Annotated in this window: 13 protein-coding genes; 12 read left to right on the top strand and 1 reads right to left on the bottom strand. The window is 59.9% G+C overall.

The window, feature by feature from the left end; all coding sequences use genetic code 11:
- Window positions 1-28 precede the first annotated feature (28 nt).
- The 10 genes from ACTJKS_RS26520 (at window position 29) to ACTJKS_RS26475 (ending at window position 10878) form a co-directional block, all read left to right on the top strand.
- The gene (locus tag ACTJKS_RS26520) at window positions 29-526 is read left to right on the top strand and encodes an Hcp family type VI secretion system effector (protein WP_041067406.1); all 498 of its coding nucleotides are present in this window, start codon (window positions 29-31) and stop codon (window positions 524-526) included.
- Window positions 527-541: 15 nt separating this feature from the next.
- Window positions 542-985, top strand: a complete 444-nt coding sequence (gene tssE, locus ACTJKS_RS26515; RefSeq protein WP_086792714.1) for a type VI secretion system baseplate subunit TssE — start codon at window positions 542-544, stop codon at window positions 983-985.
- The gene (tssF, locus tag ACTJKS_RS26510; protein ID WP_108182985.1) at window positions 969-2762 is read left to right on the top strand and encodes a type VI secretion system baseplate subunit TssF; all 1794 of its coding nucleotides are present in this window, start codon (window positions 969-971) and stop codon (window positions 2760-2762) included. The genes tssE and tssF overlap by 17 nt, the downstream gene beginning before the upstream one ends.
- Window positions 2726-3751: a type VI secretion system baseplate subunit TssG gene (tssG, locus tag ACTJKS_RS26505; protein WP_108182986.1), complete on the top strand. Its 1026-nt coding sequence runs from the start codon at window positions 2726-2728 to the stop codon at window positions 3749-3751. Before tssF ends, tssG begins: the two co-directional genes overlap by 37 nt.
- Before the next feature lies 1 nt (window position 3752).
- Window positions 3753-6293, top strand: coding sequence for a type VI secretion system ATPase TssH (tssH, locus tag ACTJKS_RS26500; protein WP_108182987.1), 2541 nt, complete (start codon window positions 3753-3755; stop codon window positions 6291-6293).
- A 58-nt stretch (window positions 6294-6351) separates the two neighbouring features.
- Window positions 6352-6924: a hypothetical protein gene (locus tag ACTJKS_RS26495; RefSeq protein ID WP_108182988.1), complete on the top strand. Its 573-nt coding sequence runs from the start codon at window positions 6352-6354 to the stop codon at window positions 6922-6924.
- 129 nt (window positions 6925-7053) lie between these two features.
- On the top strand, window positions 7054-7689 hold the full coding sequence (locus ACTJKS_RS26490; protein ID WP_108182989.1) for a hypothetical protein: 636 nt from the start codon (window positions 7054-7056) through the stop codon (window positions 7687-7689).
- 59 nt (window positions 7690-7748) lie between these two features.
- Window positions 7749-8264: a hypothetical protein gene (locus ACTJKS_RS26485; RefSeq protein ID WP_108182990.1), complete on the top strand. Its 516-nt coding sequence runs from the start codon at window positions 7749-7751 to the stop codon at window positions 8262-8264.
- A 49-nt stretch (window positions 8265-8313) separates the two neighbouring features.
- On the top strand, window positions 8314-10323 hold the full coding sequence (gene tssI, locus ACTJKS_RS26480; protein ID WP_108182991.1) for a type VI secretion system Vgr family protein: 2010 nt from the start codon (window positions 8314-8316) through the stop codon (window positions 10321-10323).
- Window positions 10324-10335: 12 nt separating this feature from the next.
- Window positions 10336-10878 carry a toxin-antitoxin system YwqK family antitoxin gene (locus ACTJKS_RS26475; protein ID WP_041067430.1) on the top strand — a complete coding sequence of 181 codons (543 nt, stop codon included), beginning with the start codon at window positions 10336-10338 and terminating at the stop codon, window positions 10876-10878.
- Between the two features lies 1 nt (window position 10879).
- Here the strand turns inward: ACTJKS_RS26475 and ACTJKS_RS26470 are convergent, their stop codons facing one another.
- A complete protein-coding gene (locus ACTJKS_RS26470) occupies window positions 10880-11275 on the bottom strand; it encodes a DUF4280 domain-containing protein (protein ID WP_108182992.1) in 396 nt (131 codons plus the stop codon).
- Between the two features lie 190 nt (window positions 11276-11465).
- Between ACTJKS_RS26470 and ACTJKS_RS26465 the strand changes: the two genes are divergently transcribed.
- Window positions 11466-12533 (top strand): phosphotransferase family protein, encoded by a 1068-nt coding sequence (locus ACTJKS_RS26465; protein WP_108182993.1) that lies wholly within the window; start codon window positions 11466-11468, stop codon window positions 12531-12533.
- Window positions 12534-12555: 22 nt separating this feature from the next.
- Window positions 12556-13323 carry an SDR family oxidoreductase gene (locus ACTJKS_RS26460; protein ID WP_047293630.1) on the top strand — a complete coding sequence of 256 codons (768 nt, stop codon included), beginning with the start codon at window positions 12556-12558 and terminating at the stop codon, window positions 13321-13323.
- Window positions 13324-14156 lie beyond the last annotated feature (833 nt).

Below are 14156 nucleotides of genomic sequence, written 5' to 3'. Positions count from 1 at the left end.
GCGCGACACCTTTCAGGAGTTTCAAGCGATGGATGCAATCATTCTCGACCTCGGCGGCGACATCAAAGGCGACAGCCTGCTTGAGGGCTACAAGGACAAGATCGAAGTCATGTCCTACAGCCACAACGTGGCGATGCAAGTGACCAATGACGTCAGCAACTCGGAACGGACGTCCGGCCGGCCGCACATCGGTGAGTTTACCCTGACCAAATTCATCGACAGCTCGACGCCAACGCTCAACGAATATTGCTGTGCGGGCAAACCCATTCCCGAAGCCAAAATCACCATCGGTCGTAACGCCGCTGAAGGCAGCGGGCAACTGATGCCGTTCATCATCTACACGCTGAACAACGTGGTGCTGTCCAACGTCAGCGTCAGCGGTGGTACCGGCGGCAAACCGGTGGAAACCCTGTCGCTGAACTTCACCAAGATCAAATGGGAACTCACTGCGCAGAAAGACGACGGCACCAAGGAAGGCACCGCTGGCACGGTGTGGGACCTGGCGGCCAACAAGGCTGGCAAGTAAGCGGACGCCCTGGCCATGGCAGGCACCGGCATTCGCGCACCGTTGTTCGAACGCCTCGCCTCCAGCGAGGCCGACGGTGCGCGGGAGTTTGATAAGCAGGACTTGCTCGACTCGGTGCAGGCCGAGCTCGGGCGCCTGTTCAACACGCGGCGAGGACCGCGCACCCTCACCCAACCGCCCAGCGTCATCGATTACGGCATCGCCGACTGGAGCGCCCTGCAACAACAACGCAGCGATGACCGTCGCCGGCTGACGCGCGATGTCCGCGAAGCCATCAGCCATTTCGAGCCGCGCCTGAAACTGGACGAGGTGCAGGTCAAGCCCGTGCCCGACCATCCGCAACGGTTGAGCATTCGATTGACCGGCGAGCTGCGCAGCGGCCAGCAACACTGGCCGGTGGCGTTTGTCATCGAACCCGGCGGCGAAGGGCTGGAGGTGCGCCATGAGCGACTCGATTGATCCGCAACTGCTCGACTACTACCAGCGCGAACTGACCTGGCTGCGCCACGCTGGCAGCCAGTTTGCCGAGCGTTACCCGAAGGTCGCGCGACGACTGGAACTGTCGCCCGGCGAGTGTCCCGACCCACACGTCGAACGTTTGCTCGAAGGTTTTGCCCTGCTGGCTGCACGACTGCAGCGCCGACTCGACGACGACTACGCCGAGTTCAGCGACGCTTTGCTCGAGCAGCTCTATCCGTTGGCCGTCAGGCCATTGCCATCCTGCGCCATTGTCCAGTTCGAGCCCGACCCGAGCAAAGGCAACCTCGACGACGGCTATCCCCTGCCCCGCGACACGCCATTGTTTGTCACCACCGGCAAAGGCGAGAGCATCCACTTTCGCACCTCGGCCGCCGTGCGCCTATGGCCCATCGACGTCAGCGAAGCGTTATTGCTCGGCAGCGATGAAGCCCAGGCGCTGACCGGTGTGGCGCAATCGCGCTCGGCGTTGCGCCTGAGCCTGCGTTGCCTCGGTGAAAGCCAATGGTCGGCGCTTGGCATTGAGCATCTACGCATCCATCTGGCCGCGTCACCGGTGATCAACGCCTGCCTGTATGACCTGCTCGGTGCCCATGCGGTACAGGTGCTGGCCGGCACGCCCGGGAGCATTCCGACGCACGTGAAGGGTTTACCGAAGATCGTCGGTTTCAGCGATGACGAAGTCCTGCTGCCGGACGAGGACGGCGTACACCCCGGCATGCGCCTGCTGGCGGAATATTTTGCTTTCCCGGACAAGTTTCATTTCTTCGATCTGCCGTTGAACGGCGTCAGCAGCGACAGCCAGACGTTGTACCTGTACATCGTTTTCGACCGTGCTCCAGCCAGCCGCCTGCATTTACAAGCCAGTGACATCGCATTGGGTTGCGCGCCAGCAATCAATCTGTTCCCGCGTACCTCCGAGCCACTGCGCCCGGACGGCACCCGCAGCGAGTACCGTTTGATTGCCGACAGCCACCGCGAGAACAGCGTCGAAATCCACAGCATCCGCAGCATGCGCGCCAGTTGCCCCAGCGGTGTGCAACAGCTGCCGGCGTATTACGGCAGTCAGCACAGTGGCGGCGATCAACAGCGTTACTGGCATGCACGGCGGGTCAGCGGCAAGACGCCGAACCGGCTCGGCAGCGACCTGCTGGTGAGTGTCGTCGACACCCGTTTCGACCCGTTGAGCGAGCTGCCGGATTACAGCCTCACCGCCGAGCTGCTGTGCACCAATCGGCATTTGGCGCAGAGCCTGCCCGCCGGCACACCGCTGGGTTTCGAACGTCCCGGGCCGATTGCCTGGGCGCGACTGCGCAACCCGCCGAGCCCGCAAAGTCTGCCGCGACTGGACGGTGATTCGCGCTGGCGACTGGTGTCGCAACTGACCCTCAATCATTTGTCGCTGGTCGAAGGCCCGCAAGCACTCGACGCACTGAAAGAGATTCTGCACTTGCACAACCTGCGCGACGAAGCCAGTGCACTGCGGCAGATCGAGGGGCTGCTGAACCTGCGTAGCGAGCGCGTGATCAGCCATGTCGGCGCCGACGCCTGGCGCGGTTGGCGCAATGGCCTGGAGGTGCAATTGCAACTCGATGCGCAACACTTTGTCGGCAGCAGCGCGGTGTTGTTTTCTGCCGTACTGGCGCAGTTCTTTTCGGTGTACGCCACAGCCAATCGCTTTGTGCGCACGGTATTGATGCACGGTGACAAGGAGATCAAGGCATGGCAACCCCAAGCCGGCATGCCCCTGTCGCTCTGACCCTGAGCCAACGACTGCGCCGCGATCCGCAGGCGTTTGAGTGGCTGCAGGCCCTGCTGCTGCTCGAGCGCGAACAACCGCAAGCCGAATCGTTGGGCAGCGGCACTTCGCCCCAGGCCGAAGCGCTGAAATTGCGCGGACCTTTGACACCGCTGTTCCCCACCAGCCAGATCGAAAACCTGCACGAAGAACCGGGCCAGCCATTAACCCTCGGCACACCGATGTTCGGTCTCGGCGGCCCCGACGGCCCGTTGCCCTACGCCTATCAGGAATGGTTGCAACAACGGGCCCGAGCCAAGGATCACGCGCCGGCCGAGTTCCTTGATCTGTTCCAGCATCGCCTGCTCAGCCTGCTTTACAAGGTGATGCGCAAACACCGGGTGGCATTGGGCTTTGTCACACCCGGGGCGTCGCCGGTGCAGGCGCAATTGCGGGCCCTCACCGGGCTGTTGCCCAAGGCTTTGCAGGAGCGTCAAGCAGTTCCTGATTGCGCAGTGCTGGCCTGTACGGCGCTGTTCGCCGACGGCCGGCGCTCGCTGGCGGGGTTCGCAGCGACAGTTCGGGAACAGTTCGGCGTACCGGTGGCACTCAGTGCCTGCCAAGGCGCCTGGCGCGAAATCCCGCCGGCCAGTCGCAGTGTCATCAAATCCGGGGGGCGAAATTTGCAACTCGGGCGCACCGCAGTGGCCGGAAGCCGGGTGTGGGATGAACACGCCGGCATACGTCTGACCATCGGCCCACTGCCCTCGACGCAAGCGATCCGTTTTTTGCCGGACGGCGAAGCGCACCCGGCATTGGCCAGCCTCGCGGCGTTGTACTTCGGTCCCGATCTCGACGTGACGCTGGTGCTGCTGGTACGCGGTGCCGGGCCGATGAAACTCGGGCGCCAGGCACCGGTTTTGCTCAGCTGGAACGGTGGCTTGCAGCGTCAGGCCAGCTTGGCCGTGCAGCGTATCGAAACCCGTCTTCGTCAGTTGGAGATCACCTGACATGGAACTCGCCAGCCTGATCGGACGGCTCAACCCGGACAACCGCCGCGCCCTCGAGCGCGCCGCCCAGCGCTGTCTGCAGCGCGGGCATCACTTTGTCGAGATCGAACACCTGTTGCTGGAACTGCTCGATATCGAAGCGGGAGACTTTGCCTTGCTCCTGCCACGCTTCGGCCTCGAACGCGATGCGCTGACCGCGGAAATCAACAAGGCGCTGGATCTCTTCAAGGGTGGCAGCACGCGCACGCCGGCGCTGTCCTCGCACACGCTTGGCTTGTTGGAGGATGCCGTCGTTCAAGCCAGTGTACTGGGGATCGACAGCATTCGTTCCGGCTTGCTGTTACTGGCACTGATCGACCGCGACGAGCGCCGCAGTTTGCTGCTCAACAGTGCTTCGTCATTGTTGCGGATTCCCAGGGAAGCGCTGCGCACCAACCTGCTGGAGTGGACGGAAAACTCCCGCGAGCATGTCGGCCCGCGTTCAGCGTCAGCTGGAAATTCCGCGCCCCGGCAGGACTCAGTACTGGACCAATACACTCAGGACCTGACTGCCGATGCCCACGCCGGACGTATCGATCCGATCGTGGGGCGCGATGGCGAAATCCGCCAGTGCATCGACATTCTTCTTCGGCGTCGGCAGAACAACCCGATTCTGGTCGGCGCGCCCGGCGTCGGTAAAACGGCGGTGGTCGAAGGCCTGGCCCTGCGCATCGCCGCCGGTGATGTACCGCCGTCGTTGCAGGAAGTCAGCCTGCGCGTGCTTGACCTCGGCTTGCTCCAGGCCGGAGCCGGGGTCAAAGGCGAATTCGAACAGCGGCTCAAAGGCGTGATTGATGCTGTGCGCAGCGCCGACAAACCGATCATCCTGTTCATCGACGAAGCCCACACGCTGATCGGCGCTGGCGGGGCCGAGGGCGGCAGCGATGCGGCCAACCTGCTCAAACCGGCATTGGCCCGGGGTGAGTTGCGCACCCTCGCCGCGACTACGTGGATGGAGTACAAAAAATATTTCGAGAAAGACCCGGCCCTCGCCCGCCGCTTTCAGTTGGTACAGGTTGAAGAGCCCGACGAAATCACCGCCGTGGAAATGCTCCGGGGCGTGGCCGCCAAACTGGAACAGCATCACGGCGTGCAAGTGCTCGACGCGGCGATCCACGAAGCGGTGAAACTCTCGCACCGCTACATCTCCGGTCGTCAACTACCGGACAAAGCCATCAGCGTCCTCGACACCGCCTGCGCCCGCGTCGCGCTCGGTCAACACGACGTACCGCCACCGCTGGAGAGCCTGCGCCATCGGCAAAACAGCCTCAAAGATGAAGTCGAACGCCTGCGCCGAGAGCAGGCCACCGGGCTGGATCATCGCGAACGCATCACCCTGCTGGAGGCTGAATCGAAGACCAATGTGCAAGCGATCCGCGAACTGGAAACACGTTGGAGTGAAGAGCGCGTGGCCGTGCGTGAACTACTCGAAACACGCCGCGAATTGCTGGCGTTGAGCGAAAGCGCCGATAGCGACAAACCCGACGAAGCCACCGACAGCCGCATCGATCATCTGGCCGCCGAACTGCTGCGCCTGGAAGCGGGACTGGATGCGATTCGCCAGGACGACCCGCTGGTGCCGGAACAGGTCGACGCGAAAACCGTCGCTGCCGTCATAGCCGGCTGGACCGGCATTCCCGTCGGCAAAATGCTCGCCGACGAAGCCCATGCCGTGCGCACCCTCGGCACCCGCATGGGCCAGCGCGTCATGGGCCAGAGCACCGCGCTCAACACCATCGCCCAGCGTTTGCAGGCTTATCGGGCGGGGCTCACCGATCCGCAAAAACCGGTCGGTGTGTTTCTGCTTGTCGGGCCTACGGGCGTCGGCAAAACCGAAACCGCGTATGCACTGGCCGATGCGTTGTACGGCGGCGAGCGCAACCTGATCAGCATCAATCTTTCCGAGTATCAGGAAGCCCATACCGTCAGCCAACTCAAGGGCGCGCCACCCGGCTACGTCGGTTATGGCAGCGGCGGCGTGCTGACCGAAGCCGTGCGGCGCAAACCGTACTCGGTGGTGTTGCTGGATGAAATCGAGAAGGCGCATCCGGATGTGCTGGAAGCGTTTTACAACGTGTTCGACAAGGGCTTGATGGAGGACGGCACCGGGTTGGTGGTCGATTTCAAGAACACCGTGATGCTCGCCACCAGCAATGTCGGTGCTGAGTTGCTGCTCGATACGCCGGTGTCGCAAATCGGCAGCGAAGCCTTCAACGAAGCGCTGCACAAAGTCCTGCTGCAAGCCTTCCGCCCGGCGTTTCTGGCGCGCATGACCGTGGTTGCGTATCGGCCGCTGGATGAGGCGACGCTGGAAGGGATTGTGTTGGCGAAGCTGGAAAAACTGCGTGGCCGCTACAAGGCGGCGACCGGCAAGCAGTTCGAGTTTGATTCGGGAATTGTGAAAGCGGTGCTCGCCAAATGCAGCGCGGCGGGTGCTCGGGATGTCGAGAATGTGTTGATGACGCAGGTGACGGGGAAGTTGGCGGAGTGGGTGTTGGAATGACCGCCGCCAACGAGAATTGACGAAACACAGAAATGGCACCCGCGCAGGAGACGGAGTAATGACAGAAGCGGATTTTTTGAATGCGGTGCTGCAGGCAGCAGGTGTACACCCAAAGCTGCAAGATACCGATGAACCAAGTCAATTTACGAAGAGCTGGGTTTCTGAAGGTCCTTGGGAGAGCGCTGCGCAAGTTGAGATAGCTCACCATCTACGACGTGGTTACGGCATCACAACGAAAATTCGCGAAATCAGTTACCCAGAGCCTTACTCCAGCGAAAAGGTCGATTTCTATTTCGAACTGCAAGATGAGTCCTACGCCATTGAAATAAAAGTAGAAAGCACGAACGGCTTATTCGGCGGCGCAAACTTACAGGAATCGATCACCCGTGACGTTTACAAATTAGGCGGTTTTGTTGCTGATCACAGATGGGTCGTGGTCATAGCCACCAGCCAAAAAAATTGCGAACTGCTTGATCTCACCTTGAATCGCGGGGACTCATGGTCTCGAGATGTGGAGGGTCAATTCAAGGCTTACCTGTGCAACATTGACACGTACCCACACGGACTGCCCATCGATCGCTCAAAACAACTTTCTGCACCTTTCAACTTTATAACCAACTACCACAAATAATCTCACCCGCATTTTCCAACAGAGGGCACATCAATGAATCAAAGGGAACGAAATCAAAGGGGGCAGATTTATTTATGAAAAAAATAGATTCGTGCCCTTTTTCGCCCCCCTTTTCGAGGATTGAAGACCATGGAACAGTTTAATTCCGTTCAAGAAGGTATTGCAGAGCTGCACAAACGCAACACTGGAAATAAAAAAGTCCACGCGCTCCTGACGTTCCAGCACAACAACCACAAAATGTGCAAAACGTGTTTTCTGTTTGAGTCAAAGGAGGACGCTGGCGCGCAACTGATAAAGGCTTATGTCCAACTTCAAATCAGCAATGTGCCCCGAAACGAAATGCAGGCAGCCATTGATGCCCGGCAAGTTGCTATCAACGCGGAACTCGCAGAGGGAGACCCCGCAGAACTTGGCGTTGTGCCCGAAGGACACGCGGAAGAGTTTCTTATCGATTATTTTGATACAGCCGTCGCCATCGCCGAAGACGTCAAGTATGTAACCGTTTACCTCACACACAGCCCATGTACGCCGACTGACAGAAAGCCAAGTCATTCGCTACCTGGCTGGCCTTTGAGTTGCACTGCCAAATTCGCAACGCTGGCAGCCAACCATCCGGAGTACTTTTTCTCTATCGTTTTTCTTAAAAAATTCGGAACACTGGATGGCAATGACACCCCACAGAGAACATTGAAAACACTCTCGGGTGACCGAGCCAATCTGGCTTTTATCGAACTAAAAAAAGAACCACCGTATGAGCGACCATAAAAACGCCATCTATTAAAACAGCATGGCAGCCCGCTATTAAATTCAATGAGCCAGCAAACATGAAAGACACACTACTGACTTACATCGATGAGGACGGAAAGAAAGCAGCAAAAAAGCTGTGGGCAAAATACTCTGGCATTTGCGATCTGATTGCCCCGACGAGTCTCGGCTGGAGAGATGCCTTTGGAGGAATGCTAATTATTATTGGCCACGGCAGCACCATGGTAAAAATGGACAGACATACCGGCTTGCACAACATGATCGGCAATTGCGGTAGTTGCTTTATTGTGCTCGCTGCCTGCGAAGTTGGAGAAACACATATTAGTATTGGTGAACTTCAACCTATTGCTCAAGGCTTGGCGAACCTAAGGCCCAACGCCATTGTATGGGGCACGACTCGGGATCTGCCGCAACAAGCCGTCAGTGACGGTACCTGCTTTTATAAAAGCCCTCTGTTTAATTGGCTACAGCCTGCCAACGACCATTTCCCTGGGTTATGGAAGCAGTTCCGAAAACAAAGTGACATTGAGGCAGTGATGTCGATGATGCCCAATTTGAACTTTAATTCTCTTTAGAACCGAATCCGCTTCATGAACGCTGCAACCACCTCATCAAGGCCGCCCAATGCCTCGTGCCACCGACAGTAACGCAACGCTTTCGTTGACCGCCGCCGCACTGTCGGCGCTTTACCCTGAGTGGTTGTCCGGTGAAGAAGCCCTCAACTCGCTCTGTTCGCAAACCCTCAACGGCCTCAACGACGGCATCTCCCTCACCCTGACCACCGCCATCGCCAGCCACGTCACCACAACCCTGCACAACGACGCTCAGCTTCGCCCGTTCGACGCTTTGGTCGCCGAGATCCGCCAACTGCCGGCCGACGCAACTGCCGAACGCTATCAACTGGTTTTACGTCCGTGGCTCTGGTGGCTGACCCTCGCCAGCAACAACCGCGTATTCCAGAACCTCACCACCTCGGACATCGTCACCACAATTTTCAAAGCCCACGGCTTCACCGATTTCAAACTCTCGCTGACTGGCAGCTACACGCCCCGCGAATACTGCGTGCAATACAGCGAAACCGACTTCGCCTTCGTCTCTCGCCTGCTGGAAGAGGAAGGCATCTTCTGGTTTTTCACCCACGACGAGGGCAAGCACACGCTGGTGCTGGGCGACAGCAATGACGCCTTCGTGCAGATCCCCAACGGCCCGAAGGTCAAGTATCTGGGCCAGCAAATGGGTGAGCGCGAGTTGCATGGCATTCGCTCGGGCCAAGTGTGTCTGCAAGCCGTGGCCGGCGTGTACAAGGCGACGGATTATGAGTTCACCACGCCGACCACTTCACTCTTCGGCCAGGCCGAAGCGGTCGCAGGGCCGCGTTCCATCTATGAACATCCGGGTGGTTACAACGCCAAGGCCCGGGGTGATGCATTGACCAAACAGCGGGTCGACGGCCTGCGCAGTGAAGAGAAACGTTTTGTTGGCGAGAGCGACTGCCGCTGGCTGATCCCCGGCCATTGGTTCACCCTCGACGGCCACGAAGACGAAAGCCTGAACATCGATTGGGTCGTCACGCGGGTCACCCACGACGCCAGCCACGAAAGCTATCGCAATCGCTTCGAAGCCATCCCCAAAGCCACGCCGTTCCGCCCGGAACGCGTCACACCGAAACCGCGCATGCATCCACAGACGGCCATCGTGGTCGGCAAGTCCGGCGAGGAAATCTGGACCGACGAATACGGTCGGATCAAATTGCAGTTTCCCTGGGATCGCGACGGCAAGAACGACGAAACCAGCTCCTGCTGGGTGCGCGTGGTGTTGCCATGGAGCGGCAAGGGGTTCGGCATGCAGTTTGTGCCGCGCATCGGCCAGGAAGTCATCGTGACCTTTATCGACGGCGATCCGGACCGGCCGCTGGTGACCGGCTGCGTGTACAACGGCGACAACGCCCTGCCCTACGCGCTGCCGGCCAACCAGACCCAGTCCGGCATCAAGACACAATCGTCCAAGGGTGGCGGCGGTTTCAACGAGCTGCGTTTCGAGGACAAGAAGGACGCTGAGGAGGTGTTTCTGCAGGCGCAGAAAGACCTGAAGATCAACGTGCTCAACGACACCACCGCCACCGTCGGCCACGACGAAACCCTCACGGTGCAGAACGCCCGCACCCGCACGGTCAAGGACGGCGACGAGACCGTGACCCTGGAAAAAGGTAAACGCAGCGTGACGATTCAGACCGGCAGCGACAGCCTCGATGTGAAGGACAGTCGCACGGTAAAAGTCGGTGCCGACCAGAACCACAGCACCGGCGGCAACTACACCGACAAGGTCACCGGCGATTACAGCCTGACGGTGGACGGCAACCTGACCATCAAGGTCAGCGGCACCCTCACCCTGCAAAGCGGCGGCAGTTTCACGATCAAGAGCGGCGCGGATCTGGCCACTTCGGCCAGCACCTCGATCACCCAGAAGGCCGGCACCGCCATGACCAACCAGGCCGGCACTTCGCTGGACAACAAGGCCGGAACGACGCTGACCAACGATGCCGGCATCAGCCTGACCAACAAGGGCGCGGCCTCACAGACCGTGGACGGTGGCGGCATGCTGACCATCAAGGGCGGGCTGGTGCAGGTCAACTGACAAGGAGTCGCCATGGCGATCACACCGCTGGATTTGCAGCAGGATGACAAACACCTCAAGGGACGATTGAAGGATGGCCAGCTCGACGGTCCGTTGAATATCAAGGATGACGGTCGCCAACAGGCAGACCTGAATTACAGCCAGGGCCAATTGCAGGGCACGTCTCTGCTCTACCACCCCAACGGCAAGGTTTCGGCGCAGATGCCGTTCGTGCGCGACAAGCTGCAAGGCGTCGCCAGTTTTTATGCGCCTGAGGGCTGGTTGCAGCGCAAGGCATCCTATCGGCGCGGCCTGTTGCATGGCGAGGCGTTCAATTACTTTCCCGACGGGCAAGTGGCGGAGGCCGAGTTCTATCGCGACGGCGTGCGCGAGGGGCGTTATCAGCGCTTTCATCCCAACGGCAAACCGGCGGTGGATGCGCGTTATCTGAATGGGCAACTGATGGAGCCGGAACAGGGATTTGCCGAGGACGGGCGGCCACTGGATGCCGATGGCAAACCGATTTCCCGGGTGCGCTGGTGGTTTCGCAAGTGGACGGATCCGCAGCAGGCCTGACTCAGGGAATCAACATCTGCATCTGCCCCGGCATTACGATCTTGATCACCCCCGCCCAGTTGCACATCAACGTGCTGTTGGCATCGATCGCCGGCATCCCGCCCAGCAGCAGGGTCGGTGCACCGCCGGGGATCCACGGCGTGGCGGTGTCGGGAATGCACGGCATCGGCGTCAATACGCCCAGCGCAGCAGCAGTGGCAGCGGCGACCATCGGATTGGCCATGCTCATGCACATGCCGAACGTGGTGACGTTGACCAGCGGAATATGATCCATGATGTTCGCCGCCGGCATTCCTCCGGTCAGCGTGCGATTGACCGGCAGCACGTTGAGCACTGCCGGGGCGGCGCCGAAACTGCATTGCAGGGTGGCGCTGGCACAGACTTGCGGGCAGCCCATTTCAAAGCTCCTTGCCGAACATGGCATACCCGCTAAACCTTAGCCTGCTGTGGCCCGCCGCGCACATTCCCAAAGGTGATTATCCTGCAACACGCTAACCTATAAGACCGCTGCGCGCTTGTGGCCGCCCTGGTGCGCCATTAGATTAGCCAATGATGTCTGGCCTCCAAAATAAGCAGAAGGGATAAGCATGGCGCTTACTGACCAGTCCACCCGTATCCGCTCTGGCGAAGAACTCGATGCCAGCCTGATCGACCCGTACCTCAAGGCGCACATTCCGGGCCTGACCGGCACGCCGCAGATCAGCCAGTTTCCCGGCGGCGCGTCGAACCTGACGTACCTGCTGGAATACCCGGACCAGGAATTTGTCCTGCGCCGTCCGCCGTTCGGCCACAAGGCCAAATCCGCCCATGACATGGGCCGCGAATTCCGCATCCTCAATCAACTGCGCGACGGTTTCCCCTACTGCCCGAAAGCCTACGTGCACTGCACCGACGAGTCGGTGATCGGTGCCGAGTTCTATGTGATGGAGCGGGTCAAGGGCATCATCCTGCGCTCAGATCTGCCGCCAGAACTGGGCCTCGATGCAGCCAGGACCGAAGCACTGTGCAAGAGCTTCATCGACCGTTTCGTCGAACTGCACCGGGTTGACTACAACGCCTGCGGCCTCGGCGATCTGGGCAAGCCGGAAGGTTACGTCGCCCGTCAGATCAAGGGCTGGAGCGAACGTTACGAAAAAGCCCTGACCCCGGATGCGCCGCACTGGGAAAAGGTCAAGGCCTGGCTCAATGACAAGATGCCGGCCGACCATCCGACCTCAAGCATCGTCCACAACGACTACCGTTTCGACAACGTGATCCTCGACCCGGACAACCCGATGCAGATCATCGGCGTGCTCGACTGGGAACTGACCACCCTCGGCGATCCGCTGATGGACCTGGGCAACACCCTCGCCTACTGGATTCAGGCCGATGATCCGGCCCCCGTGCAACTGATGCGCCGCCAGCCGAGCCACGCCCCGGGCATGCTGAGCCGCCGCGAATTCGTCGATTACTACGCCGAACGCTCGGGCATCCGCATCGACAATTTCGACTTCTACTACACCTACGGCCTGTTCCGCCTGGCCGGCATCGTGCAGCAGATCTACTACCGCTTCTACCACGGCCAGACTCAGGACAAACGCTTCGCGCAGTTCATTCACATGAACAAACTGCTGGAGCACATGAGCCTGCAGGTCATTGCGAAATCGAGCCTCTGACGGCCCACACCAAGGAACCCCCATGTCCAAGACTCAGTTGTTCGACCTCGACGGCAAAATCGCCTTCGTCTCCGGCGCCAGCCGCGGCATCGGTGAAGCCATCGCCAAACTGCTGGCCCAGCAAGGCGCCCATGTGATCGTCTCGAGCCGCAAGCTCGAAGGTTGCCAGCATGTCGCCGACGCGATCATCGCCGCTGGCGGCAAAGCCACCGCCGTGGCCTGCCACATCGGTGAAATGGAACAGATCAGCCAGGTATTCGCCGGGATCAAGGAACAGTTCGGCCGCCTCGATATCCTGGTGAACAACGCCGCGACCAACCCGCAGTTCTGCAACGTGCTGGACACCGACCTGAGCGCATTCCAGAAGACCGTCGACGTGAACATCCGCGGCTACTTCTTCATGTCGGTAGAAGCCGGCAAGCTGATGCGCGAAAACGGTGGCGGCAGCATCATCAACGTTGCGTCGATCAACGGTATTTCACCGGGGATCTTCCAGGGCATCTATTCGGTGACCAAAGCGGCAGTGATCAACATGACCAAGGTCTTCGCCAAGGAATGCGCGCAATTCGGCATCCGTTGCAACGCCCTGCTGCCGGGCCTGACCGACACCAAATTCGCCTCGGCACTGGTCAAGAACGACGCGATCCTCAAGCAGGCGCTGACGCAGATCCCGCTCAAGCGCGTAGCCGATCCGAGTGAAATGGCCGGGGCGGTGCTGTACCTGGCCAGTGATGCGTCGAGCTACACCACCGGGGTTGCGCTGAATGTGGACGGTGGGTTCCTGTCCTGAAGCAGACTTGCCTGTGTAGGAGCTGCCAAAGGCTGCGATCTTTGACTTTGAAGATCAAGATCAAAAGATCGCAGCCTTCGGCAGCTCCTACACAGGATTGAGCTCAGGCAATGACCTTATGCACCGCCAGCAAAGCCGCCCCACGCTACTGCGTGACACACCGGGTGGTGGTGATATGGCGCGTGACCTGCTCGTCAACGTACATATCGCCAGACACCTGAGTGTTCTCCAGCGTCTGACAGGTACGCACCGGCGGTGGTGGCGGCGCAGCAGGAGGCGGTGGCGGAGGACTTGCGCAGCCGCTCAATAGCGCGACAGAGAAAGCCAGAGACAACGGCAGATACACGCGTTTCCCAGGATTATTCATAGGACGACCCGCGGTGAATGGAAGAGCCACTTCCGCGATCGCGCACGAATACCGCGGATGACGGAAGACCTGACCACTCATTCTTTATAGCCGACTACCCGGCGAGCGCCAGTGAACTGGAGGGGGATGAGGGAATTGGCTGTCGATTTTGTGGAGAGCAAACTCTGTGAGGGCGGGTTACCTCAGCAAGAAATTTATTGACTGGAAGGCCGCCATCGCTGGCAAGCCAGCTCCCACACTGGGATCGGGTGCCATCAGTTAGACATTGGTCGGCTGTCAGGCCGCCATCGCTGGCAAGCCAGCTCCCACAACTTTATTCGTGCACACCCCATGCGGCGAAGCCGCCCCACTCAACACAATGAGCGTTAGCTCGAGTACCGCTTTTGATCTGAGGGCCCGTCGGCAGGCTGAGTGGAGGGATTTATCCGGGGGTGGGAGCGCAGCGACCGTTTGGCGCAGCCAAACA

Origin of the sequence: Pseudomonas sp. 22189, from assembly GCF_052045635.1 — a bacterium.
GTDB classification, from domain to species: Bacteria; Pseudomonadota; Gammaproteobacteria; order Pseudomonadales; family Pseudomonadaceae; genus Aquipseudomonas; species Aquipseudomonas parakoreensis.
The sequence above is the reverse complement of the archived record's forward strand: the minus strand, read 5'-3'. Positions and strand labels throughout refer to the sequence as shown.